The 23,714-nt window shown below is 62.6% G+C and carries 20 protein-coding genes and 1 pseudogene; 11 read left to right on the top strand and 10 right to left on the bottom strand.

Annotated features, from left to right (window positions below):
- A complete protein-coding gene (locus BN1143_RS16265) occupies positions 1–1,791 on the bottom strand; it encodes an AMP-dependent synthetase/ligase (RefSeq protein WP_042051405.1) in 1,791 nt (596 codons plus the stop codon).
- A 186-nt stretch (positions 1,792–1,977) separates the two neighbouring features.
- Here BN1143_RS16265 and BN1143_RS16260 point away from each other — a divergent pair, with 186 nt between their 5' ends.
- The gene (locus BN1143_RS16260) at positions 1,978–2,523 is read left to right on the top strand and encodes a thioredoxin domain-containing protein (protein ID WP_025202220.1); all 546 of its coding nucleotides are present in this window, start codon (positions 1,978–1,980) and stop codon (positions 2,521–2,523) included.
- A gap of 23 nt (positions 2,524–2,546) precedes the next feature.
- On the opposite strand, the gene rimI is transcribed toward BN1143_RS16260, so the two are convergent.
- Both rimI and BN1143_RS16250 read right to left on the bottom strand, forming a co-directional pair.
- A complete protein-coding gene (gene rimI, locus BN1143_RS16255) occupies positions 2,547–2,996 on the bottom strand; it encodes a ribosomal protein S18-alanine N-acetyltransferase (protein WP_005308924.1) in 450 nt (149 codons plus the stop codon).
- A 53-nt stretch (positions 2,997–3,049) separates the two neighbouring features.
- Positions 3,050–3,517: a DNA polymerase III subunit psi gene (locus tag BN1143_RS16250; RefSeq protein WP_042051404.1), complete on the bottom strand. Its 468-nt coding sequence runs from the start codon at positions 3,515–3,517 to the stop codon at positions 3,050–3,052.
- A gap of 238 nt (positions 3,518–3,755) precedes the next feature.
- Between BN1143_RS16250 and BN1143_RS16245 the strand changes: the two genes are divergently transcribed.
- Together BN1143_RS16245 and viaA are read left to right on the top strand one after the other, a co-directional pair.
- Positions 3,756–5,363 carry an ATPase RavA domain-containing protein gene (locus tag BN1143_RS16245; RefSeq protein WP_042051403.1) on the top strand — a complete coding sequence of 536 codons (1,608 nt, stop codon included), beginning with the start codon at positions 3,756–3,758 and terminating at the stop codon, positions 5,361–5,363.
- A gap of 52 nt (positions 5,364–5,415) precedes the next feature.
- Positions 5,416–6,870 (top strand): ATPase RavA stimulator ViaA, encoded by a 1,455-nt coding sequence (gene viaA, locus BN1143_RS16240; RefSeq protein WP_025202217.1) that lies wholly within the window; start codon positions 5,416–5,418, stop codon positions 6,868–6,870.
- Here the strand turns inward: viaA and BN1143_RS16235 are convergent.
- On the bottom strand, positions 6,817–7,740 hold the full coding sequence (locus BN1143_RS16235) for a DMT family transporter (protein ID WP_042051402.1): 924 nt from the start codon (positions 7,738–7,740) through the stop codon (positions 6,817–6,819). The two genes, viaA and BN1143_RS16235, sit on opposite strands and share 54 nt — an antisense overlap.
- Positions 7,741–7,877: 137 nt before the next feature.
- On the opposite strand from BN1143_RS16235, the gene BN1143_RS16230 reads away from it, so the two are divergent.
- On the top strand, positions 7,878–8,330 hold the full coding sequence (locus tag BN1143_RS16230) for an Lrp/AsnC family transcriptional regulator (RefSeq protein WP_010635095.1): 453 nt from the start codon (positions 7,878–7,880) through the stop codon (positions 8,328–8,330).
- Between the two features lie 6 nt (positions 8,331–8,336).
- Here BN1143_RS16230 and BN1143_RS16225 read toward each other — a convergent pair whose 3' ends face one another.
- Positions 8,337–9,341 carry a sensor domain-containing diguanylate cyclase gene (locus BN1143_RS16225; RefSeq protein WP_042051401.1) on the bottom strand — a complete coding sequence of 335 codons (1,005 nt, stop codon included), beginning with the start codon at positions 9,339–9,341 and terminating at the stop codon, positions 8,337–8,339.
- A gap of 223 nt (positions 9,342–9,564) precedes the next feature.
- Between BN1143_RS16225 and BN1143_RS16220 the strand changes: the two genes are divergently transcribed.
- From BN1143_RS16220 to BN1143_RS22800, 4 genes and pseudogenes are all read left to right on the top strand, one after another.
- Positions 9,565–11,427: a diguanylate cyclase gene (locus BN1143_RS16220; RefSeq protein ID WP_042051400.1), complete on the top strand. Its 1,863-nt coding sequence runs from the start codon at positions 9,565–9,567 to the stop codon at positions 11,425–11,427.
- A gap of 241 nt (positions 11,428–11,668) precedes the next feature.
- On the top strand, positions 11,669–13,258 hold the full coding sequence (prfC, locus tag BN1143_RS16215) for a peptide chain release factor 3 (RefSeq protein ID WP_117405039.1): 1,590 nt from the start codon (positions 11,669–11,671) through the stop codon (positions 13,256–13,258).
- A 167-nt stretch (positions 13,259–13,425) separates the two neighbouring features.
- Complete coding sequence (locus BN1143_RS16210; RefSeq protein ID WP_042051398.1) at positions 13,426–13,764, top strand: nuclear transport factor 2 family protein; 339 nt, start codon at positions 13,426–13,428, stop codon at positions 13,762–13,764.
- 180 nt (positions 13,765–13,944) lie between these two features.
- Positions 13,945–14,298: pseudogene (locus BN1143_RS22800) on the top strand (GNAT family N-acetyltransferase); the annotation flags it as partial.
- Positions 14,299–14,392: 94 nt separating this feature from the next.
- Here the strand turns inward: BN1143_RS22800 and BN1143_RS22090 are convergent.
- Both BN1143_RS22090 and BN1143_RS16195 read right to left on the bottom strand, forming a co-directional pair.
- Positions 14,393–15,316: a bifunctional helix-turn-helix transcriptional regulator/GNAT family N-acetyltransferase gene (locus tag BN1143_RS22090; RefSeq protein WP_042051397.1), complete on the bottom strand. Its 924-nt coding sequence runs from the start codon at positions 15,314–15,316 to the stop codon at positions 14,393–14,395.
- A 204-nt stretch (positions 15,317–15,520) separates the two neighbouring features.
- A complete protein-coding gene (locus BN1143_RS16195; protein WP_042051396.1) occupies positions 15,521–16,558 on the bottom strand; it encodes an alkene reductase in 1,038 nt (345 codons plus the stop codon).
- A 188-nt stretch (positions 16,559–16,746) separates the two neighbouring features.
- Here BN1143_RS16195 and BN1143_RS16190 point away from each other — a divergent pair, with 188 nt between their 5' ends.
- Positions 16,747–17,280: a TetR/AcrR family transcriptional regulator gene (locus BN1143_RS16190; RefSeq protein WP_042051395.1), complete on the top strand. Its 534-nt coding sequence runs from the start codon at positions 16,747–16,749 to the stop codon at positions 17,278–17,280.
- A 196-nt stretch (positions 17,281–17,476) separates the two neighbouring features.
- On the opposite strand, the gene BN1143_RS16185 is transcribed toward BN1143_RS16190, so the two are convergent.
- Both BN1143_RS16185 and BN1143_RS16180 read right to left on the bottom strand, forming a co-directional pair.
- On the bottom strand, positions 17,477–17,812 hold the full coding sequence (locus BN1143_RS16185) for an endonuclease domain-containing protein (RefSeq protein WP_042051394.1): 336 nt from the start codon (positions 17,810–17,812) through the stop codon (positions 17,477–17,479).
- 559 nt (positions 17,813–18,371) lie between these two features.
- Entirely contained in the window at positions 18,372–19,325 is a 954-nt protein-coding gene (locus BN1143_RS16180; RefSeq protein ID WP_010635087.1) for a LysR family transcriptional regulator, read from the bottom strand.
- A gap of 153 nt (positions 19,326–19,478) precedes the next feature.
- Between BN1143_RS16180 and aguA the strand changes: the two genes are divergently transcribed.
- Complete coding sequence (gene aguA / locus BN1143_RS16175) at positions 19,479–20,576, top strand: agmatine deiminase (RefSeq protein ID WP_042051393.1); 1,098 nt, start codon at positions 19,479–19,481, stop codon at positions 20,574–20,576.
- A gap of 126 nt (positions 20,577–20,702) precedes the next feature.
- Positions 20,703–22,406, top strand: coding sequence for an amidase (locus BN1143_RS16170; RefSeq protein WP_042051391.1), 1,704 nt, complete (start codon positions 20,703–20,705; stop codon positions 22,404–22,406).
- Positions 22,407–22,566: 160 nt separating this feature from the next.
- Here the strand turns inward: BN1143_RS16170 and BN1143_RS22080 are convergent, their stop codons facing one another.
- Entirely contained in the window at positions 22,567–23,454 is an 888-nt protein-coding gene (locus BN1143_RS22080; RefSeq protein ID WP_197069877.1) for an FRG domain-containing protein, read from the bottom strand.
- Between the last annotated feature and the right edge of the window lie 260 nt (positions 23,455–23,714).

The raw sequence follows: 23,714 nt of genomic DNA, 5'->3' as shown, positions 1-23,714 counted from the left end.
TCAGACATGGTTATACATGGCCTCGATCTCGCTCTGGTACTTGGACTCGATGATCTTGCGGCGCAGCTTCATGGTGGGGGTCAGCTCTCCCAGCTCCATGGAGAAGGCGCTCGGCAACAGGGTGAACTTCTTCACCTGTTCGAACTTGGCCAGCTCCTTTTGCAGATCCTGGATGCGCGCCTCGAAGAACTCCACCACCTTGGAGTGGCGCAGCAGTTCGGTCTTGCACTGGTACTGCAGGTTGATGGAGCGGGCGTACTCCTCCAGCGACTCGAAGCAGGGCACGATCAGCGCGGAGACGAAGTGGCGGGCATCGGCGACGATGGCGATCTGCTCGATGAAGCGATCCTTGCCGAGGGTCCCCTCCACCAGTTGCGGCGCCACGTACTTGCCGTTGGAGGTCTTCATCAGCTCCTTGAGGCGCTCGGTGAAGTAGATGTTGCCTTCGCCGTCGAGCTCGCCGGCATCGCCGGTGCGCAGGAAGCCATCCTCGGTCATCACCTCGGCGGTGGCCTCGGGCTTGTTGTAGTAGCCGCGCATCACGGTGGGGGAGCGCACCAGCAGCTCGTTGTTCTCACCCAGCTTCACCTCGATGCCGCTGAGCGCCGTGCCGATGGAGCCCAGCTTGAACTGGCTGTCTTCGTAGCAGCAGACGGTGGCGGTGGTCTCGGTCATGCCGTAACCGTACTTGAGGTTGAGCCCCATGGCCTGGAAGAAGAAGTTCACCTCGTCGGCGAGGCGGGCGCCGGCCACCGGCAGGAAGCGGGTGCGGCCGCCGAAACGGGCGCGCAGCTTGCGAAACACCAGCCGCTCGGCGAGCCAGAGCTGGCCGTAGAGCAGGGGGGAAGCGGCTTTACCCGCCTGGCGGGTGGCGACCATCTGCTTGCCGACCCGGGTGGCCCAGCCGAACAGGGCCTGGCGCAGACGCGGGGCCTGGGCGACGCGAGCCTGGATCATGGCGTAGGCCTTCTCGTAGAGGCGCGGCACGGCGCACATCACGGTGGGCTGCACCTCGCCGATGACATCCATCACCTTCTGCGGATCGCGGATGTAGACGTTCTCGGCGCCGCAATAGAGCACGTAGTAGGTCCAGGCCCGCTCGAACACGTGGCTGAGCGGCAGCATGCAGAGCGACACATCCTGCTCGTTCAGATCGAGGCGGCTGTTGTGCATCTCGAAGCAGGCGGCGATGTTGGCGAAATCGAGCATCACCCCCTTGGGCTCGCCGGTGGTGCCCGAGGTGTAGATCAGGGTCAGCAGGTCGTCCATCCGGTACTGGCCCTCGCGCTCGCGCAGTACCTGTTCGCTGGGCTGGTGATTGCCGGAAGAGAGGAACTCCTGGAAGTGGCTCGCCTGCGGGCAGCCGCGCAGGTTGACGCTGCCGTCGAGGGCGATGAGCTGCTGGATCTCGCCGCTTTCAATGAGTTGCAGTGCTTGGTCGAACTGGGGCTGTTCGCCGACGAACAGCACCTTGATGCCGGCATCTTTGACGATGTAGCGCAGCTGATCCAGAGTGCTGGTGGGGTAGATAGGGACGCTGACGCCGCGGGCGGCCAGGATGCCGAGATCGGCCTGGGTCCACTCCGGCATGTTGCGGGCATAGATGCCGACCATCTCGGTAGGCTGGTGGCCGGCGCGGATCAGCGCCTGTGCGCAGTAATCCATGGCCTGCCCCAGGGTACGCCAGCCGATGGCACGCCACTGGCCATCCTGTTGTACGCGCAGGGCGGCCTTGTTGCCAAGCCGGGCGATACGTTCCCGCATCAGTCGAACCAGGTGGTGTTTCGGCATCAGTCAGACATCCTCAAGTAACAGTTGTACGCCCTAAGGGGCACTGAAAAATCGCGCTGGAGTTTAAACTCTAAGATTACAGCTTACAAGTGTTCGCCATTTGTCTTGGATCACAAAGTCGTCAATTAGGGGGCGCTTGAGGCATGATGGTGGCTGACGTGTGGAGCCATTCAGGGAGGGAGCATAATGAGTGTCGGTATCAAGGGGGTGGTGACCGGGGTATTGCTGTTGCTGGCGGGGGCCGGCGGGCTCTGGTTTACGCTGGGAGGCTCGGGTAGCGAGGAGGACAACCCCTGGCTGAGCGGCGCCGAAGGCTACGCCCAGGCGCAGCAGCTGGCCCTGCAGAAGGGCTATCCGCTGCTCTACGTGATCGAACGCGCCAAATGCCGGCGCTGCAAACTGCTGGATACCACCCTGTGGCAGACAGAGGAGATGGCGCCTGTGCTGGCCCGGCTGGTCAAGGTGCGTCTCAACCCGAATGCCGGGGATGGCAGCGAGCAGATACTGCGCCGCTTCCCGCAGGTGGCAACCCCGCCCGGCATCTATGTGCAGCAGCCGGGCGAGCCGCTCAAGCCCATCAAGATAGTGGTGGATATCCAGCAGATCTGGATGCCCGGGGTGACCTGGCAGCGCGGCTTCTTCATGCCGCTCTCCGCCGCCGGCTTCGAGGCAGTGCTGCACACTACCCAGAGCCTGCAGGATCCGGCCCTCGACAACGCGCCGCTGCTCTAGTGCTGCAGATGTAGCGCGGCGGCTTAGCCGAAGTCGAACAGGCGGGACATCAGCACGGCATCTTCCCGATCCTGACCGGTGCCGTAGTAGTCGGCGCGCCGGCAGTACTCGGCAAACCCCTCGCTCTCGTAGAGGCTGATGGCGGTGCTGTTGCCGGCCCGCACCTCGAGGAACCAGGCCTCGGCCTTGTTGGCCTTGCTGCGGCTCAGGTACTCCCTGAGCAGCGCCCGCCCCAGCCCCTTGCCCTGAAAGTCGGGATGCACGCAGATGTTCATCAGCGAGCTGTCGCCCGCCACCAGATCCGAGATGTAGAAGCCGGCCGGCTGGCCGTCGACCAGCAGCAGGCCGTTGAGATAGCGTGGCCCGAAGCAGGAGAGCAGGTTGGCCTGGCTCCAGGGCTCCTTGTGGGCAGCCTGTTCTATGGGGTAGACGAGCTCGAAGTCGGTCTCAAGCAGGGGACGAAATTGCACCATGGTGGCTCCGGGTCGGGCGGCTGAACGAAGAGAGATGCGGGGCGCACGGCTGGTCAGCCGAGGCGCCCCTTGAGCTGTTGCCACAGGGCCCGTTTCTGGGCCGGACTGGGGGTGAGCGGGCAGATCAGAGCCTCTGGCCAGGCGGGATCGGCCGCCTCCAGCCAGAGCAGGGGCGGGGTGTGGCCGGCGGGCAGGCTGCTCAGCAGGCTGACCTCGTCGCTGCCGATGCCGAGCAGCTGGCAGAGATCCGCCAGCAGGCCGGGGGCGGGCAGCCGGCTCGCCAGGATCCAGAGCTTGCCGCTCGGCACGGCCGGGGCGGGGGCCGCCTCCTGCTGATTTGCCTGGGGCTCATTGGCCGGTGCGGGCGCAGCCTGATGGCCCGCCAGCAGGGCCGGCCGGCGCAGTTGCCAGCTAGGGATGCCCATCCGGGCCAGCAGGTGTTGCCGCAGGCGAGCGGATGCCTGGTCGGGTTGCTCGGGGACGGACTCCCGCGCCGTGGTCAGCTGCACTGGATCTTGCATGGGCGATGACTCAGTCTTGATCTGCATTGATGAAAAAAGCTCTGCGCAGGGTACACTCGAACGCGTTTTGCTGCATCTTTTGCGGTATGTTTTAGCCAGGAGAGGCGCTCCGACGCCCGGCAACCGACCGGTGCGAGCCAGAGGCGACCTCCCGACAATACAACAAGCAGGACAGGGAACCTTCGATCGCGTCGCGGGTGTGCCGGTTCCAGACAACCCCAGTATCGGAAGTGCGCCTATGCCACCTTTAGCATCACAGAATCTTCGTCTCGCCCCCATTCACGAACGGCTGCCACGCCTGCTGTCGGCCCTCGGCGAGGGGCTTTACGAGCGCCAGGATGCCCTGCGGCTTGGTCTGCTGGCGGCCCTGTCCGGTGAGAGCGTGTTTCTGCTGGGCCCGCCCGGCATCGCCAAGAGCCTGATTGCGCGGCGCCTCAAGCTGGCCTTTCATGAGGCGCGCCACTTCGAGTACCTGATGACCCGTTTCAGCACGCCGGAGGAGGTGTTCGGCCCCCTCTCCATCCAGGCGCTGAAGGAGGATGGCAAGTACCTGCGCCTCACCGCCGGCTACCTGCCTGAGGCCGAGGTGGTGTTTCTCGACGAGATCTGGAAGGCGGGCCCCGCCATCCTCAACACCCTGCTCACCGCCATCAACGAGCGGCAGTTTCGCAACGGCGACAGCCAGCACCCCATCCCGATGCGGCTGCTGGTGACCGCCTCCAACGAGCTGCCGGCCCCCGACAGCGGGCTGGAGGCGCTTTACGACCGCATGCTGGTACGGATCTGGATGGACCGGGTGCAGGAGAAGGCCAACTTCCAGGCCATGCTGGCCAGTGACGGCCAGTCCCACCAGAATCTGCCGCCCTCGGTGCAGATCCACGGCGACGAGTATCTGGAGTGGCAGGAGCAGATCGACCGGGTCCGGCTGCCGGACGACTGCTTCGAGCTCATCTATCAGTTGCGCCAGCAGCTCGACAGCCAGCTGGCCCACAGCTGCTACGTGTCGGATCGGCGCTGGAAGAAGGCCGTGCGGCTGATCAAGGCGAGCGCGTTTTTCAACGGCCGCGACGAGGTGGCCCCGCTCGATCTGCTGCTGTTCAAGGATTGCCTCTGGCATGACGAGGCCTCGCGTACAGCCCTGCTGGAGATGATGACCGAATTCTCCCGCCTCTACGGCTACCAGCAGCTGACCATGACCCGTCAGCTGATGGGGCTGCGGGACAAGTTCAAACAGCTCAAACAGAGCGTGGCCCAGCGCCTGTGCTGCAAGGCCAGAAAGCGCCAGCAGTGGTTCGGGCGCCGCGCCCGCGGCATCCAGATCCCGCTGGCCAACGCCCGTCCGTTCGGCAAGCTGGTGCACTTCCATCTGCTCACCCCGGCGGCGCTGGATGGCGACGACTCGGAGCGGCTGGTGGAGACGCTGGTGTTCGACCGCACCCTGCTCTCCCACTGGCACCCCACCGGCGAGTCGCTGGTGGGCTGGCCGCTTGGCAACCCCAAGGAGGGCCACTACGAGTTGGTGCTGGACGACGAGCTGCGGCTGCACGTGCTGGATCTGCAACGCCAGCAGATCCCGCTGGTGCTGGTGGAGCGCACCCCCATCCCCGAGGTGGTGATCACCCCCTGGCAGGCGGCCCTGACCGAGCTGCTGGCGGAGGCCGGCGTGCTGGCGCAGGAGCTCAAGCGCCAGCGCAACCTGTTCGAGCGCCATCAGCAGCACCTCTTCATCGGTCGTCACTGGTTGCAGCAGGTGGAGGACAGCTTCTTCGTGCTGAACCGGGATCTGGATCAGCTGCGCACCGACATCAGCCAGTGGCACGACCGGCTGCCGCAACTGGACGCCTGAGCCATGGCGAGCGCGAAGGGGGCGGTCGTGAGCCAGGTCAGCGGAGGTTGCCATGCTTGAGATCGGCATGATGGATCTGGGGCTGCTTATGGGCGAGGGGGAGCTGGCGGGCGAAATGGCGCTCTTGCTGGCCTCCACCCCCAAGATCTCCGAGTTCATCAAACGTTCCCCGCTGCAGGGCAAGTTGTTGCAAAAGCGCATCCGCCGCTGGAGCGATCAGCTGGGGGAGGAGATGCGCCACAAGCCGGTGCCGGTGGCGCTGGAGCAGGAGTATCGCCTCTATCAGGCCCACAAGGGGTTGCCGCTGGCCGAGCTGATGGGGCGTCTGCCGGCGCTGCTGGACGGACTTGAGCAGTACAGCCCCTTCGCCGGCGAGGCGCGCAGCCTGGTGCGCCAGCTGATGGCTCACCCCACCGACAGCCAGCGCCAGCTGCTGATCGAGAAGTGGCGCACCAGCCTGGTGGGCAGCCTGCTGCAGCTGCAGCAGCAGATCGCCGAGGCGGAGCGGGAGAAGCAGCGCCAGGAGATCGAAGATCAGCTGCTGGCGAGCCGTACCCTGGCTGATGCGCTGGACCCCAACCAGATCTCCGCCGGCGGGCTCTGGGATCTGGCGCAGGGCAGCTGGCACAAGCGCAGCCTGGTGCTGGTCAAGCAGTACGCCCGCATGTTGCAGCGCGAGCCGCTGCTGGCTGAGATCGCCAACCTGCTGGGGCGCAGCGAGCAGGACAACCGGGCCAACGACTCGCCGGTGCCACCGGTGCAGGTGCACGAGCTGGAAGAGGTGCAGACCGACGACGTGCCGGACGATCTGGTGGGCATCCACCCCGCCAGCGACCTGATGCGCCTCTTGCCGAGCGAGGCGGTGATGCTGGCGCTGCCGGAGCTGGAGCTGGAGTTCTATCGCCGCTATCTGGAGCGGCGCCTGCTCAGCTACCAGTCGCGCGGCACCCTGCCGCGTCAGCGCATCATGCTGCGCACCCCTGAGCTTGGCGGACGGCAGTTGCAGCAGCGGGGGCCCTTCATCGTCTGCATCGACACCTCTGGCTCCATGGGGGGCTACCCGGAGGAGTGCGCCAAGGCGCTGTTTCTGGCGCTGCTCAAGGTGGCGATGGACGAGAAGCGGGGCTGCTACCTGATGCTCTTCTCCACCGAGGTGGCGACCCTGGAGATCACCGCCGACACCGGGCTCGACAAGGCGGAGCGCTTCCTCTCCATGAGTTTTCACGGCGGCACCGATCTGGTGCCCTGCCTCGAGAAGGCCCTGATCAAGCTGGATGACCCCGCCTTTGCCAGAGCGGACGTACTGGTGGTCTCCGACTTTATCGCCCAGAGCCTGCCTCACAGCCTGCTGGATCGGATGAACCGCCAGCGCAAGCAGCAGACCCGCTTCCACGCGGTGGCCATGTCCCGCCACGCCAAACCGGCGCTGCTGCGGGTGTTCGACAACAGCTGGCTACTCGACTGCGGCCTGCGCGGTCGCCTGTTGCGCCGCTGGCAGCGCAGCTGAAACCCGCCGTGCCGGCAGACTGGCCAGCACCACCCCGACACACAAGAGGCCAAGCGCCAGCCACACCGGCGGCGTGACGCTCTCCCCCAGCAGCCACCAGGCCAGCATGGCCGCCATCACGGGCGTGAGCGAGCCCAGCGCCGAGCTGACCTCGGCGCCCAGGGTACGGATGGCGTGGGCGTAACAGAGCGCCGCCAGCAAGCCGGCGCCTATCCCTTGCAGCAGACCCTGCCAGAGCCAGACGCTGGCATGGCTCACGGTGGGCAAGGGGCTCCACAGGAGCGTCGGCAGCAGCAACAGGGCCGACGGCACCGCCACCAGCGCGGCCGCATCCAGCGCCGCCAGTCCGCTGCGTCTGACCGCCAGGGTAAACAGGGCCCACAGCAGGGCCGCCCCCAGAAAGCAGAGCTGTCCCTGCCATAATCCCGGTTCTCCGCCCAGCAACAGGATGGCGGTGGCCAGGGCGATGAGGGCAAGCCCCCAGCACCGCTGCAGGGGGCAGGGGGCGCGCCACAACAGCAAGCCGAGCAGGCTGACCATGAGGGGCACAGTGCCCGGGATCAGGGCGCTGCCCTGGGCCACCGGGGCCAGCTGCATGCCGGTGGCGCCGAGCCAGAAGAAGGGCAGGCCGGCTCCCGCCAGCATGGCCAGCTGCCAGCGCAGGGGCGTGCGGCGCAGACGGATGCGGTGACGCCAGTAATAGGGGAGCAGCAGCAGGGCCGGGATACCGAAGCGCAGCAGCGCCAGTGCCTGTGGCGGGAGTTTCTCCTCGGCGCCCAGGCGCAGGGAGAGAAAGAAACCGGACCAGAGCAGCACGGTGGCGAGGGCGGCGGCCCAGCCGCTGCAACGGGGTGATGGTGTGAATGACATCGGGCTCCCTCCATGGCGTGTCCCGGCTCATTATCCCGCCAGGGGGGAGGGTGTTGCAGGGCAAACTGTTTGAGATATTCGGGGGTAATTGCTAGTTTCAGCCAATCCAAAAGGGATTTTTACCGGATATCACCAAGATGCTCGACAGGATTGATTTACATCTGCTGCGCTTGCTGCAACAGGATGGGCGCCTCACGACCGTGGAGCTGGCGGAGCAGGTCGGCTTGTCCGCCTCCCCCTGTGCCCGGCGCCTGAAGCGGCTGGAGGGGGAGGGCCATATACGGGGGTATCGTGCCGTGCTGGCACGGGAGATGCTCGGGCTTGGCATCACCATCTTCGTCAACGTGCGGCTCAGTCAGCACAGGGAGCCGCTGGTGGAGGCCTTCGAGCAGGCGGTGGCGGCCATGGCGGAGGTGATCAGCTGTCACACCGTCTCCGGCAACTACGACTACCTGCTGGAGGTGGTGGTACCCGACCTGCCCGCCTATGAGCAATGGATCCGGCGGTTGCAGTCCCAGGACATGGTCAACGACATCAGCAGCCACTTCGCCATTCGGGCGGTCAAGGTGATGGGGCCGCTGCCCATCTGACCCTGTTCAGGGGCGGGGCTGGTGGCCGAGCCCGCGCTCGTTGACCTGCTCCTGATCCAGCAGTGGCTGGCCACTCGGCCGGGCGACATGAAAGCCCCGCTTGCCGCCGCGCTTGACTCGGTACATGGCATGATCGGCCCGGGCCAGCGCCGTGCTGAAATCATCCTGCGGCCGGATTGCCGCAATCCCCATGCTCAAGCCCACCGAGGCGTCGCCGTTGGGCAGCTCGAACGGGGTGGCGATGGCGTCGATGCACTGGCTGGCCAGCTGGCTGGTGCGGGGATCGTCGCTGGCCCAGGGTAGCAGCAGCACGAATTCGTCGCCGCCGAGCCGGCCTATCTTCACCCCCTCCTCGCAACAGTCGCGCAGCCGACGGGTGAGGGCGATCAGCAGCTCGTCACCGGCGCGGTGGCCCAGGTTGTCGTTGACCTGCTTGAAGTCGTCCAGATCGATGAAGCAGATGGCTTTGAAACCCTGGTTGAACTTGCGTTGCAGGGCGGTGCGGTTGGCAAGGCCGGTGAGGGGATCCCGGTGGGCGAGCCGGGCCAGCTGCTGCTCGTACTCCTTCTCGTGGGTGATGTCGATGTGGGTGCCCATCACCCGAACGGGGTTGCCCTGTGCGTCCCGCTCCACCACCCGGCCCCGGTCCAGCACCCAGGTGGTCTTGCCGTCCTTGGCGATCATCCGGTGCATCACCTGATAAAACGGGCTCTTGCCGCTCAGGTGATCGAAGAAGGCCTGCAGCACCCGCTCCCTGTCTTCCGGATGCAGATGCTCGCGCCAGACGTCGAAGTGGGCCGACAGCTCCTTGGGCTGATAGCCGAGCATGGAACCCCAGCGCCGGTTGAAGATGATGAGCTTGCCGGTGGGCACATGATTCTGCCAGATGCACAGGCCGGTGCCGTCCATGGCGGCTTCCAGCTTCTCCCGCGCATCGTCGGCGACCCGCCTGAGCCGTTCGTTCTCCTGCAGCAGCTTGTCGTAGGCCGCCTGCAGCTCCTGATATGTCATCAACCTGCGCTTCCCTGTGTTGGATGGCGCCTATAGTCGATGCTGATTTTCCATCTGTAAAGGGGCGCGTTCGGTCTGCGTGAGAGCCTGCCGGATCTGGCCTATCTCCTCTCTTTTTCCATGGTTGCTGTGTGTTGCTGCAAGGCGAGATATGATGGGGGGAGTGAGCATATTCGTGTACTAGCACCACCTGAGGGGAAACCGAACCGGCATGAAACGCATCATGACCCTGATCCTGTTGACGGGATTGTGTACGCCCCTCGCCTGGGCGGCCCGGGCGCCGCTGACCGAGCCCCAGCTCTCCCGCGAGTTGCAGCTGCTGGAGGAGGGGTTCCAGCCCGATCGCATGTTCCGGCTGCGCATCGCCGCCCTGGTGGCGAGCAAGGAGGCCTATCCCCCCGACGTGCAGGGGCGCATCGTGCGGCTGCAGTGCTGGGCCATGCCTTCCGAGTGGGACGACGAGTACCGTGCCGTGGTGAACTTTGCCGACCAGGAACTGGCCGGTGCCCGGGCCCGCAAGGACAGGATCACCGAGACAGGTCTGCTGGCCTGCCGCGCCTTTCATCAGCAGATGCTCGGCAACATGGAGCAGGCCAAGGAGGACTACCAGCAGGCGCTGGTGCTGGCCCGCCGGCTCGGCGATCGGGTGCAGGAGGCGGACATCCTCAGCTTGCGCGGCGACATGTACGCCTATCAGGGGGAGCTGGCGGAGGGGCTGATGGAGCTCATCGAGGCGCACAAGCGCTTCGAGTCGCTGGGGTTGGATGGCAAGGCGCGGGAGGTGCTGGCCCAGATCGCCAACGCCTATCGGCGGATGGGGCTCTATGAGCGGGCCGAGGGGTATTTCGAAGAGCTGGCCCATGACTACAGCGCCCTGCGCGCCCAGGAGCCGCTGGTGAGGATCCGCTCCCAGCAGGGGCTGCTCTACTCCGAGATGGGGGAGTCTGACCGGGCGCTGCCGCTGATGAAGATGGCCGAGCAGTTCTATCGTTCTCAGCAGAAAGAGGGGCTGCTGGCCTGGGTCCGGATCGAGATCGCCACCATACTGCTCAATCAGGGCAAGGTGACCGAGGCGGTGAGCAAGTTGCGCCAGGCTGACGCCATTTTGCAGGGGCGCGAGAGCTCCGACAGCGTGACCCTGGGTCACTGGCAACTGGTGATGGGGATGGCGGAGGCGGCGCAGGGCAACCCGACCAAGGCGCTCTACTATCTGGCCCACGCCGAACCCATCTTCGTCAAGGAGAAGAACCAGCGCTTCCTGGCGCGGGTCTACGAGGTGCGGGCGCGGATCCTGGAGCAGCAGGGGCAGATCAGCGCCGCCCTCAGCAACCTCAAGCTGTTTGTCGAGACCAAGCACTCGCTGGAACGGGTGCTCAGGGAGCAGCGCTCGCTGCAGATGCGCTTCGAGTTCGACCTGGCCCGCAAGGAGCTGGAGAACCAGGCCCTCAAGACCAAGCAGCTGCTGCAGGAGGCCAAGCTCAAGCAGCTGCAGGAGCGGCGCCACTGGCAGTACGTGGTGGTGGCCCTGTTGTTGCTGGTGATGGGTATGCTGGCGCTGCACCAGTTCAATCGCTCCCGCCAGATGCGCCGGCTTGCCATGACCGACGATCTGACCGGGCTGCACAACCGCCGCCAGATCCAGAACAAGGGCCAGCACTGGTTCAGACAGGCGCGCGAGCAGGGCAAGCCCTTCTCGGTGCTGCTGCTGGACATCGATCACTTCAAGCTGGTCAATGACCAGCTGGGCCACCACGTGGGGGATCTGGTGCTGGCCGCCGTGGCCAAGTGCATCGCCGCCCAGCTGCGTTCGCTGGACAGAGTGGGGCGCAACGGCGGCGAAGAGTTTCTGGTGCTGCTGCCCGACACCTGTCTGGACGAGGCGATGGAGGTAGCGGAGCGGATCCGTCATCGCGTCTCCCAGCTGCGTATCGAGGGGATGCCGGAGGGGCGTTTTGTCAACGTCAGCATCGGCTGTGCCCAGCAGGGTCCTCTCGACGAGAGCCTGGGGGGGTTGGTGCAGCGGGCCGACGAGGCCATGTACCGGGCCAAGCAGGCCGGCCGCAACCAGGTGATGCGGGCCGAATAGGGTGCCCCACCCTGCAAAGCCGGGCTGGGTATTTTTCACTCGCGCGGGTATAATGTCGCGCAATTTTGCTTTGGCTCAGGTGAGAAGACCCATGTAACGCAACCCTCTTCCTCTCTCCACCGGCGGATCTGATGCCCGCCCGAGTGGCCCGTTGCGTATCCATGCCGGACCGTGAGTCAATGCGGCATCCCGGAATTATTCCCACGGTGGCCAAGGCCGCCGCCCAATAGAAGAACGTTGAATTATGTCAGCTGAATTTCTGAGTGAAGTCTCCAAGAGACGCACTTTTGCGATCATCTCGCACCCGGATGCGGGTAAAACCACCATCACCGAAAAGGTTCTGTTGTTCGGACAGGCCATTCAGCGCGCCGGTACCGTCAAGGGCCGTGGCTCGGGCCAGCACGCCAAATCCGACTGGATGGAGATGGAGAAGCAGCGTGGTATCTCCATCACCACCTCGGTGATGCAGTTCCCCTACGCCGACTGCCTGGTCAACCTGCTCGATACCCCGGGTCACGAGGACTTCTCCGAAGATACCTACCGTACCCTGACGGCGGTCGACTGTTGCCTGATGGTCATCGACGCCGCCAAGGGTGTTGAAGACCGGACCCGCAAGCTGATGGAAGTGACCCGGCTGCGCGACACCCCCATCCTCACCTTCATGAACAAGCTGGACCGCGAAGTGCGCGATCCCATGGAGGTCATGGACGAGGTGGAGCGCGAGCTCAACATCATGTGCGCCCCCATCACCTGGCCCATCGGTTGCGGCAAATCCTTCAAGGGTGTCTATCACCTCTACAAGGACGAGACCTATCTGTATCAGAGCGGTCAGGGCCACACCATCCAGGAGAAGCGGGTGGTCAAGGGGCTGAACAACCCCGAGCTGGACGCGGCCATCGGCGACGATCTGGCGGCCCAGCTGCGTGGTGAACTGGAGTTGGTGCAGGGCGCCTCCCCCGAGTTCGATCACGACGCCTTCATCGCCGGTGAGATGACCCCGGTCTTCTTCGGTACCGCACTCGGCAACTTCGGTGTCGACCACATGCTGGACGGTCTGACCGACTGGGCGCCGGCCCCCATGCCGCGCAAGGCCGAGAGCCGCGAAGTGGTGGCGACCGAGGAGAAGTTCTCCGGCTTCGTGTTCAAGATCCAGGCAAACATGGATCCGAAGCACCGCGACCGTATCGCCTTTATGCGCATCGTCTCCGGCACCTATTCCAAGGGCATGAAGATGCGCCACGTGCGCATCGGCAAGGACGTGAACATCTCCGATGCCGTGACCTTCATGGCCGGTGACCGGGAGCAGGCGGAAGACGCCTTCGCCGGCGACATCATCGGTCTGCACAACCACGGCACCATCCAGATCGGCGACACCTTCACCCAGGGTGAGGATCTGAAGTTCACCGGCATCCCGAACTTCGCGCCGGAACTGTTCCGCCGCATCCGCCTGCGCGACCCGCTCAAGCAGAAGCAGCTGCTCAAGGGGCTGGTGCAGCTCTCCGAAGAGGGGGCGGTGCAGGTGTTCCGTCCGCTCATCAGCAACGATCTCATCGTCGGTGCGGTCGGTGTGCTGCAGTTCGACGTAGTGGTCTCGCGCCTGAAGAGCGAGTACAACGTCGAGGCCATCTACGAGGCGGTCAACGTCGCCACTGCCCGCTGGGTGGAAGGGACCGACGTCAAGAAGTTCGAGGAGTTCAAGCGCAAGAACGAGGTCAACCTAGCCCTCGATGGCGGTGACAACCTCACCTACATCGCGCCGACCATGGTCAACCTGCGCCTGGCCCAGGAGCGTCACCCTGACGTCCAGTTCCGCCAGACCCGCGAGCACTGACAAGGGCTTGCCGACAGGCAGACAGGATAAAAAGAGACCCCGCTTCGGCGGGGTCTCTTTTTGGATGGCGAACAGGGCGCGGATGGGGGGAGCGCCGCCGTCACCGGTCGACAAGGGGAGCAATGCCCCCTATAAAGGGGGCTCACACATGATTCAGGGAGTGATGCATGTCGGTCGAACTGCCCGTCGAGGCACAATTTAACGCTTACAACGCCCACGATCTCGAAGCCTTCCTGGCCTGCTTCTCCGATGCGTTCAAGGGATACCGGATGCCGACGGAGAGCCCGAGCACAGTGGGCAAGGAGGCGCTCAGCGCCTTCTATGCCGAGCATCGTTTCAACAACCCGGCCCTGCGTGCCGAGCTGCTGTCGCGGACCGTCATCGGCAACAAGGTGTTCGATCACGAGTTGATTTATGGCCTCTCCCCCGACCCCATCGAAAGCATGGCGGTGTTCGAAGTGGAGGCCGGCCTTATCAAAACGGCATGGTTCTACTTTCCTTCCTGACCCCAATAGTCAGTTGTTTCCCATATGGTGCCAATATACGGTTCCTCTTCGCCACGAAGATTCCAGCATGAACAGCAATAAGGACATTGCATGTACATTTTCCAGACTACCCCGGCCGATCTTGAAGAAACTAGCTATCTATTTGATGCCTAACGTCAATTTTATGGGCAGGAACCGGATCATGGTGCCGCAGCCGGGTTTATTGCTGAGCGCCTCGCCAACGCAGATTCAGTGATCTTTCTTGCTCGCAATGAGATGGGGGAAGCCATGGGATTTGTCCAGCTCTACCCTGCCTTTTCATCCGTTGCCATGAAGCGGATGTGGTATCTCAACGATCTCTTTGTCGCCGAGTCAGCTCGCCAGCAGGGGGTGGCAAGAGCTCTGTTAAAACGAGTAGCCAGCTTTGCCAAAGAGACAGACGCATTAACCGTAAAACTGGCAACATCCATCTCCAATCACCCAGCAAAATCGCTGTACGAATCAGAGGGATATCAAAAGGTCATCGCTTTTGATCACTACACCCAACGGGTTTAAGTGAGATAGAGGGCCCATCCACCATTAGTTATTGCTGACACCCTTCTCCCCTTGAGAGAGAAGGGTTGGGATGAGGGGGGACAGGAACTCACATTTACTCTGTTGGCATGAGCGCCAGCACCATGCAGATCTCGCAGGCATCGTGGCCCGTGCTGCCGAGCGGCCCCGGCAGGTGCTCGAAGCCCAGGGACTCGTAGAGTGCGGTGGCCTCGCGCAGCACGGCGGTGGTCTCCAGGTAGCAGCGCTGATAGCCGAGCGCGCGCGCCTCGTCCAGCGCCTGCAGCACCAGCCGTCGCCCCAGTCCCAGCCCGCGCAGGGAGGGCATGAAGTACATCTTCTGCAGCTCGCAGACTTGCCCCTCTTCCCCCGCCAGCGGCGCTATGCCGCCGCCGCCCAGAATGGAGCCATCGGGTCCCTCGATCACCCAGTAGCGGCTGCGCTCACTCAGGTAGGTTTCATGGAGAAAGTCGAGATTGGGATCCGCTACGCCGTAGCCCTTGTCGGCGGTGAGGCCGTATTCGGCGGAGACGGCGCGCACCACGGCAGCGATGGCAGGGTTATCGGCCTGGGTGATGGGGCGAATGCGATAGCCCTGCTGGCGACGGGCACGGGAGAGGGCGCTGCGATAGAGGCGCAGGCCTTCCCACAGCTGCTCGCGCTCGGCGAGGGTGAGCTGGGCCAGGGTCTCCTCCATGGCGCTGTCCATCTCCTGATGCAGATCCAGCAGCTGAGCCTGGCCGGCGATGGTGAGGCGCGCCTCCTTGCTGCGACCATCGGACGGATGGGGATGCCAGCTGATGAGCTCGCGCTCGGCCAGGCGGGCCAGCGGGCGGCTGGCGTTTGACTTGTCGATGCGCAGGCGCTCCGCCAGTTGCTGGTTGGTGGCGGGGCCGCTCTCCAGCTCGATCAGCAGATGGGCTTCGAGCGGGCTGAGCGCCAGTTCGCCGCACTGCTGGGAGAGCATGCCGAGTTCGCGTACCAGATCGCGCGACAGGGCGCGCAGGGGGCGGGGATCCATATCAGGGCTTCCTATTTGGTTGTCATCAACAACCAATATAGCCAACTAGTTGTTACTAGCAACTTTTTATTGGGTCAGCCAAGGATCACGAAACCGGCGGGCATGACGAGCGGACACAAAAAAGGGCCCGAGAGGGGCCCAAACATTGGAAACCCGCGCGAGGGCGCGGATCCCATCCTTGGTCAGGCAAGGTGCCGGCGAGCGTTAGACCAGCTCGGCCAGCATGGTGTCGGCATAGGGAACCAGGGCGTCGCCCTGCTTCACTTTGGCGAGGTAGTCCGGGTTGGCGATGAGCGGGCGACCGATGGCGACCAGGTCGAAGCGGTCGGCCTTGATGGCTTCGGCTGCGGTCTCGGCGCTGTAGTTGCCCACCCCCACCAGATGGCCGTCGTAGCGGGCGCGCAGGTAGTCGGAGGCGCGGCCGTCCAGGTAGTCGAAGGTGAGGCTGTCATCGAAGATGCCGAGGTGCACATAGGCCAGGTTGCGCTGGTTCAGCTCGGTCAGCAGGTGGTCGAACACGGCGCGATCCCGGGCATCCCCTTCCAGGTGCACATAGGCGCCGGGGGAGAGGCGCAGGCCCACCCGATCCCCGCCGATGCGGGCATTGATGGCATCCACCACTTCCAGCGCGAAGCGGCTCATGTTCTCCGGGCTGCCGCCGTAGTTGTCGGTGCGCAGGTTGCTGGCGTGGTGCAGGAACTGATCGATGAGGTAGCCGTTGGCACCGTGGATCTCCACCCCGTCAAAGCCCGCTTCGATGGCGTTGGCGGCGGCCTGGGCGTAATCCTCGACCAGCTGGGCGATTTCGCTCTCGGTCAGGGCACGTGGCACCTGATAGACCAGCTCGCGCATGCGCGGCACCGTGCCCTCATGGGCGACGGCGGAGGGGGCCAGCACTTCGGCGTGGTGGAAGAAGGGGTGGGAGAGACGACCCACGTGCCACAGCTGGGCGAAGATCTTGCCGCCGTTGGCATGCACGGCGCCGGTCACTTTTTTCCAGCCGGCGATCTGCTCGGCGCTGTAGATCCCCGGGGTATTGGGGTAGCCCTGACCGTCCGGCCGGATGATGGTGGCTTCGGAGATGATGAGGCCGATGTCGGCGCGGCGCGCGTAATAGGCGGCCATCTGCTCGGTGGGCACCAGGCCCGGGCCTGCCATGCAGCGGGTGAGGGGAGCCATCATGAAACGGTTGGCGAGGGTGAGGGTGTCGTTGAGGCGATAGGGCTGAAACAGGGTATTCATGATCGTCTGTCCTGAGGGAGTGATTCTTGAACGTGCATTCAAGACGTTTTTTGTTTTGTGTGCAAGTCTTTTTTGAACGAGCATTCAACATGGGTTGGTGTTGCCGGTCCGCTGGGGTAAACTTGCCGCCCTCTTATTTCCCCTCGCCGGCCCCTGGTCGGTGAATCCGCTTTTTCAACGGAGAAACCATGCGCAGCGCCGAGTTCAACCGGGACGACGTCTTGCGAAATGCCATGGAGGCATTTCGGGCCAAGGGTTACGCCAAGACCACCATGCAGGAGCTGGTGGCGGCGACCGGGTTGCATCCGGGCAGCCTCTACGCGGCGTTTGGCAACAAGCGCGGCCTGCTGCTGGCGGCGGNNCGCAGTTTCTTCGCCGCCGCGAGCCCGCTGGCGGGGGTGCAGGCCTACCTCGAGCAAGTGGTGAACGACGCCCTCTGTGGCACCTGTCTGGTGACCCGCACCCTGATGGAGCTGGCGGAGCAGGACGAGGAGCTGCACCTGAAGCTCAAGGCCATCTATGGCGAGCTGGATGCCGATCTGGCGGCGGTGCTGAGCCTTGCTCTCGAGCGCGGCGAGCTGGCGGCCGGGCGCGACATTCCGACCCTGACCGCCTTCCTGCTCATCAACATCCAGGGCCTGGTCACCTTCGCCCAGTGCCGCCCCGATCCCGCCCTGCTGGGCGGCGTGGTCACCCAGCTGATGACGGCCCTGCGGGCGTGATGCCTCGCCCAGAAACAACCATGGCTCCCGCGGGAGCCATGGTTGTTTCTGGGTATGCCACACGCAGCCGGGTTGTTTGCTCCCTTCTCCCCTCGCGGGAGCCATGGTTGTTTCTGGGGATGTCACACGCAGCCGGGTTGTTTGCTCCCTTCTCCCCTCGCGGGAGAAGGGTTGGGGATGAGGGGGAGGGCTCTGCTCAGCGCAATGAGAGCAAAAGAAGTTCCAGTACGGCCTCCATCCGACTCAACACATCGTTATTCCACACCCTGATCACCCGGAAGCCCTGCTGATTGAGGTAGGCCGTTCTTGCACCATCATATTGCCACCCTGCCGGTTCGTTGTGCTGTGACCCGTCTACCTCGATGATCAGCCTCTGCTCAAGAGAGATGAAATCGACAATGTAGGGCCCGATGGGCATCTGGCGACGGAATTTCACCCCGGCCAGACGGCGGTCGCGCAATTGCAGCCACAGCTTCTGTTCGGCAAGGGTGGCTTCTCGCCTCATGCGCTTGGCAAACGGATGGGTTCTCATGGTGCCTATCCAGAGCTATTTGACCCTAATAGATATAGCCATTCTCCTGTCTGGTGACTGAGTGGGTGGCGTCCCCTCACCCTGACCCTCTCCCAGAGGGAGAGGGGACAGATCGAGTGACGGTGGGCATCTTGTCGGTCATCTCGGGCTTGAGTGGGGTTTTGTGACAATGAACTGATGAACTGATGAACTGATGAACTGATGAACTGATGAACTGATGAACTGATGAACTGATGAACTGATGAACTGATGAACTGATGAGTCGATAGGTCGATGTGCTGGTGGGATGGATATGCTTCACCCCGGCAGGCAGACAGGCAAGTAGGCAGGCTGTCAGCCATGTCGCGAGTGGCACGGAACCAGCTCCCTTCTCCCCTTGCGGGAGAAGGGTTGGGGATGAGGGGAGGTCACACCCAGCAGGCTTACACCGGATTCACCAACTCCTTCATCAGATGCTTGAGCCACACCAGAGCGGGTTGTTGCACGTAGCCAGGTCTGGCCCCCTTCTCCCCTTGCGGGAGAAGGGTTGGGGATGAGGGGGAGGGCACTCCCAGCCGGGTTACTCCGAATTCACCAACTCCTTCATTAGCGCCTTCAACCAGATCAACGCCGGTTGCTGCGCATGCACCGGGTGCCAGACGCAGTTGAGGTGATAATCCGGCACATCTTCGGGCAGCGGCAGGCTTTTCAGCGGCCAGTGGCTGGCGAGCAGCTCGGCCACCATGCTGGGCAGCACCAGCAGGTGATCGCTTTGGCTGACGATGGCGGCGGCGGACATATAACTCTGGCTGTTGACCGAAATGGTGCGGCTGAACCCCAGCGTCTTCAGATAGCGATCCAGGCTCGCCTCCGAGGTGCCAAGCGGCGAGTGGAACACATGGGGCATCTCGATCAGCTGCGCCAAGCTGATGCGCTCGGCCGGCAGCGCCGGGTCATCCCCACTCTCGGCGAGCGTCGGGGTGGCCATCGGCAGATCGGCGCGCACCAGCCCGGCCAGCGGCTCGGTGAGCCAGGTCTCCTTGCCCAGATACCCCGGCACCTGCATGTATTCGTCAAAGCCCAGCACCAGGTCTATCTCGCCGCTCGCCAGCTCGGCTTCGGGCAGGGTGTCGCGCAGGATGCGGATCTCGATGGTGACCCCGGGCGCCAGCCGTTTGAGGCGCTGGATAAGCGGCGGGATCAGCACGCACTCCACGTAATCCGTGGTGCAGAGCACGAAGCGGCGCTTCGACTGGCTCGGCTCGAACACCTCCTCGTCGCTGAGTTGCTGCTCCAGCAGCCGCAGTGCCTGCTGCACTCCCAGGTGCAGCCGCTGGGCGCGCGGGGTCGGCAGCATCCCCTGCGGGGTGCGCACCAAGAGCGGATCGCCAAAGAAGGTGCGCAGGCGATTGAGTGCATGGCTCATGGCGGGCTGGCTGATAAAGAGGGTTTCGGCGGCGCGGGTGACGCTGCCCTGCGCCATCAGGGCGTCAAAGGCGAGCAGCAGGTTGAGGTCGAGCTGGTGCAGTTTCATCAAGATTATTTGCCAGGCTTATGGGACAATCCATCCTATTCATTTGATGGATGTGAGCGCAACTTCTTACACTGCGACCACTGTTATTTTTCCAGGATCCCCGCGCCGCGTTTTCACGCCTGCGGGGTCTCAATCCATGCAAGGAGCCTTGCGATGAGCATCAAGACCATGAACACCACGCCGGCCGCCGACGGCTTCACCATGCCCGCCGAGTGGGCACACCAGCAGGCCGTCTGGATGATCTGGCCGTTTCGCCCGGACAACTGGCGTGAGGCCGGTCGCTTCGCGCAAGCCACCTTCGCCAAGGTGGCGGATGCCATCGGGCAAGCCACTCCGGTCTTTATGGGGGTGCCGGCCCAGTTTATGGAGCAGGCTCGCGCCATCATGCCTGCCCATGTCACCCTGGTCGAAATGAACAGCGATGACTGCTGGGCCCGCGACAGCGGCCCCACCATCGTCACCAACGCAGCCGGTGAGTGCCGTGGGGTGGATTGGGGCTTCAACGCCTGGGGCGGCCACAAGGGCGGTCTCTACTACCCCTGGGATCAAGACGAGCAAGTGGCGGCCCAGATGCTGGCACAGCACGGCATGGATCGTTACGACGCGCCGCTCATTCTGGAAGGGGGCTCCATCCACGTCGACGGCGAAGGCACCTGCCTGACCACCGCCGAGTGCCTGCTCAACGAAAACCGCAACCCGCACCTGACCAAAGAGCAGATCGAAGCTCACCTGCGCGACTATCTGGGCGTGAAGAGCTTTATCTGGTTGGACGAAGGCGTCTACATGGACGAGACCGACGGTCACATCGACAACATGTGCTGCTTCGTGCGTCCGGGTGAAGTGGCCCTGCACTGGACTGACGACCAGAACGACCCCCAGTACGAGCGCTCCGTGGCCGCCCTCAAGGTGCTGGAAGCGGCGGTCGACGCCAAGGGTCGCAAGCTGAAAGTGTGGAAGCTGCCCCAGCCGGGCCCGCTCTACTGCACCCAGGAAGAGTCTGCCGGCGTCGAGAGCGGTACCGGTGTGCCGCGCGAGGCAGAAGGGCGTCTGGCCGGCTCCTACGTGAACTTCCTCATCACCAACGATCGCATCGTCTACCCGCTGCTGGATGCCGCCACCGACGGCGAAGCCCAGCGCATTCTGGAAGAGATCTTCCCAGAGCATAAGGTCGTCGGCGTACCGGCCCGCGAGATCCTGCTGGGCGGTGGCAATATTCACTGCATTACCCAGCAGATCCCCTCAGGGAAATAAGCTGCAGGCTCGACTAACTCGACAAAACCCCACGCCGTGGGGTTTTATCTCTTGATGACGTGATGGTCGCAGGTGCTAATGCGGCGATCATCATGACAAACCGTCACCCTTTACAGGAGATCCTAAATGATCGAAGTGACCGAGGTTTCCATTGCCGAGCTGCGCGGTGCGCTCGAAGCAGGCCGCACCACAGCGGTCGAACTGGTCAAGGCCTATCTGGCCCGTATCGAGGCTTACAACGGCCCCGAGACACAAACCCGCCTCAACGCTCTGGTGGTGCCCAATCCCGATGCACTGAAAGAGGCGCAAGCGTCTGATGAGCGCCGCGCTCGTGGCGAAACTCTGGGGCCGCTCGACGGCATCCCCTACACCGCCAAAGACAGCTATCTGGTCAAGGGGCTGACCGCCGCCTCCGGCAGCCCGGCCTTCAAGGATCTGGTGGCCCAGCGCGATGCCTTTACCGTTGAGCGGCTGCGCGCCGCCGGTGCCATCTGCCTTGGCAAAACCAATATGCCGCCGATGGCCAATGGCGGCATGCAGCGCGGCGTCTATGGCCGTGCCGAGAGCCCCTACAACGCCGACTACCTGACCGCGCCGTTTGCCTCCGGCTCCTCCAACGGCGCCGGTACCGCCACCGCCGCCAGCTTCTCCGCCTTTGGTCTGGCGGAAGAGACCTGGTCGAGCGGTCGTGGCCCTGCCTCCAACAACGGCCTGTGCGCCTACACCCCGTCCCGTGGCGTCATCTCGGTGCGCGGCAACTGGCCGCTGACGCCGACCATGGATGTGGTGGTGCCCTATGCCCGCACCATGAACGATCTCTTGGAAGTGCTGGATGTGGTAGTGGCTGACGATGCCGACACCCGTGGCGATCTGTGGCGCATGCAGCCTTGGGTGCAGCTGCCCAAGGCCTCCGAGGTGCGTCCGGCTTCCTATCTGGAGCTGGCTGCCAAGGGCGATGCCCTCAAGGGCAAGCGTCTCGGCGTGCCGCGCATGTTTATCAACAAGGATGAACTGGCTGGCACCAGCGAAAACCCCGGCATCGGCGGCCCGACCGGTCAGCGCATCCATACCCGCGAGGCCGTGATTGCGCTGTGGGAACAGGCCCGTCAGGCGCTGGAAGCGGCTGGCGCCGAAGTCATCGAAGTGGGCTTCCCGCTGGTTTCCAACTGCGAAGGGGACAGACCCGGCGCGCCGACCGTGTTCAATCGCGGCATCGTGAGCCCGGAGTTTCTCAACGACGAGCTGTGGGAGCTCTCCGGCTGGGCGTTCGACGACTTCCTGCGCGCCAACGGCGATCCCAAGCTCAACAAGCTTGAGGATGTCGATGGTCCCCAGATCTTCCCCCACGATCCGGGCACCCTGCCGAACCGCGAAGGCGATCTGGCTGCGGGCATGGACGAGTACGTCAATATGGCCAAGCGCGGCCTCAAACGCTTCGACGAGATTGCCTCGGTGCCGGACGGTCTGCGCGGGCTGGAAAAGACCCGCAAACTGGACTTGGAGGACTGGATGGACGGGCTCAAGCTCGACGCCGTGCTGTTCCCCACCGTCGCCGACGTCGCCCCGGCTGATGCGGATGTGAATCCGGCCTCCGCCGATATCGCCTGGAGCAACGGCATCTGGGTTGCCAATGGCAACCTCGCCATTCGCCATCTCGGTGTGCCGACCGTCACCGTCCCCATGGGCGTGATGGCCGATATCGGTATGCCGGTGGGGCTGACCTTCGCCGGTCGCGCCTATGACGACAACAAGCTGCTGCGCATCGCCTCGGCCTTTGAGTCTACCGGCAACAAGCGCAGGGTGCCGCCGCGCACGCCGCCGTTGGCTTGATTGCTGTTCAGAGTTAAATCTCTCTGGATCATTCTGAGATAATGGAAAAAACCACCCGTAATTTGCGGGTGGTTTTTTCTACGGATATTAACAAAGCAACCCCTTCCAGGTAACTCAATGTTATAATTTTAGCATTAAAGTTATTGTATATCCTGTTGAACTATATTTGCTGGGATGAATATGACATGGAAGTTATACTTCCGAAATTTTTCATATCTTCTTTGCTATGAGGCGCTTGCTCTAAAAGTATGCTGTATCCATTATCAAAAACAGGAGGGGGATAAATATTTTCGGCGCTTATTAATAAGCCAGAGCCAAGCCATTTTTTTATTTTGCCAACGTTCATTTCGATTGCTAGACAGACATTTTTGGCCAAGTCAACATCTTGGATTTTTTGATTGATTTTAGGTTTGATTAGTATGGCGTGCTGTGCATGCGGTCTTAGAAAAACAGATGGTGCAGCAACTCTTAAATCAACTAGTTCGGTAGTTTTTCCAACGTAATATCCATCGGTGACAGGAGATTTTACATCCGCATCAGAAAAAACCATTAGTATATAAGCGGATGATTCATCGTCATCACGAGCATATACATATTCATATGTTCTATCATGCGTACTGGTTTTATATTTATGGATGCTAAACCAAAGCGCAATCCATAAGTTATCAACTAAGTCCAGCCATCTTGTCTTTATTCCATAATGTTGTAGTAACGGTTCCCTGACATTGATATTGATATTTGAAATGCATGGCATTCCACTAGTACAGGTATTGATATAGGTTGATATCTTACGGTTTCTTGTTGCTACAGATGAATTACTTGTACCATACCTATATATACTTGGTAGTAAATTTTTATATAAATCACACTGCCCTCTAAAGTAAACCTCACCGACGGATTTATTTAAAAACTTCACATATCCGACAACTTGGTTTAATGCATGTATTGACTCTACCCTAATAATAGGGCAACTATGTCCACAGTCAAAAGAGAAAGAACCTTGATGTATTGCATCGGGGTGGACCCATGAACTCGATATTATCTCCAAAATGCCTCCTGAAATTGACACGAAAATAGATAAAATCCTTTACAGTGTATTCAATTTGTGGATGCTTATGAAGTCCTCAATGAGAATGAATGGGTCGTGGCCGAGAAGCAGGTGATATTCAGAGTTTCCTGTTGGTCTTGCCATGACTCGGTGCGCTGCGGTAAACGGACGATTACGCTACGCTAATCGACCCTACATTATGTGGTTTATGGTTACCTCCCCCTCATCCCCAGCCCTTCTCCCGCAAGGGGAGAAGGGGG

This window comes from Aeromonas dhakensis (assembly GCF_000820305.1).
In the GTDB taxonomy this organism is placed as follows: Bacteria; Pseudomonadota; Gammaproteobacteria; order Enterobacterales; family Aeromonadaceae; genus Aeromonas; species Aeromonas dhakensis.
This window is presented reverse-complemented; position numbering and strand designations above follow the sequence as displayed.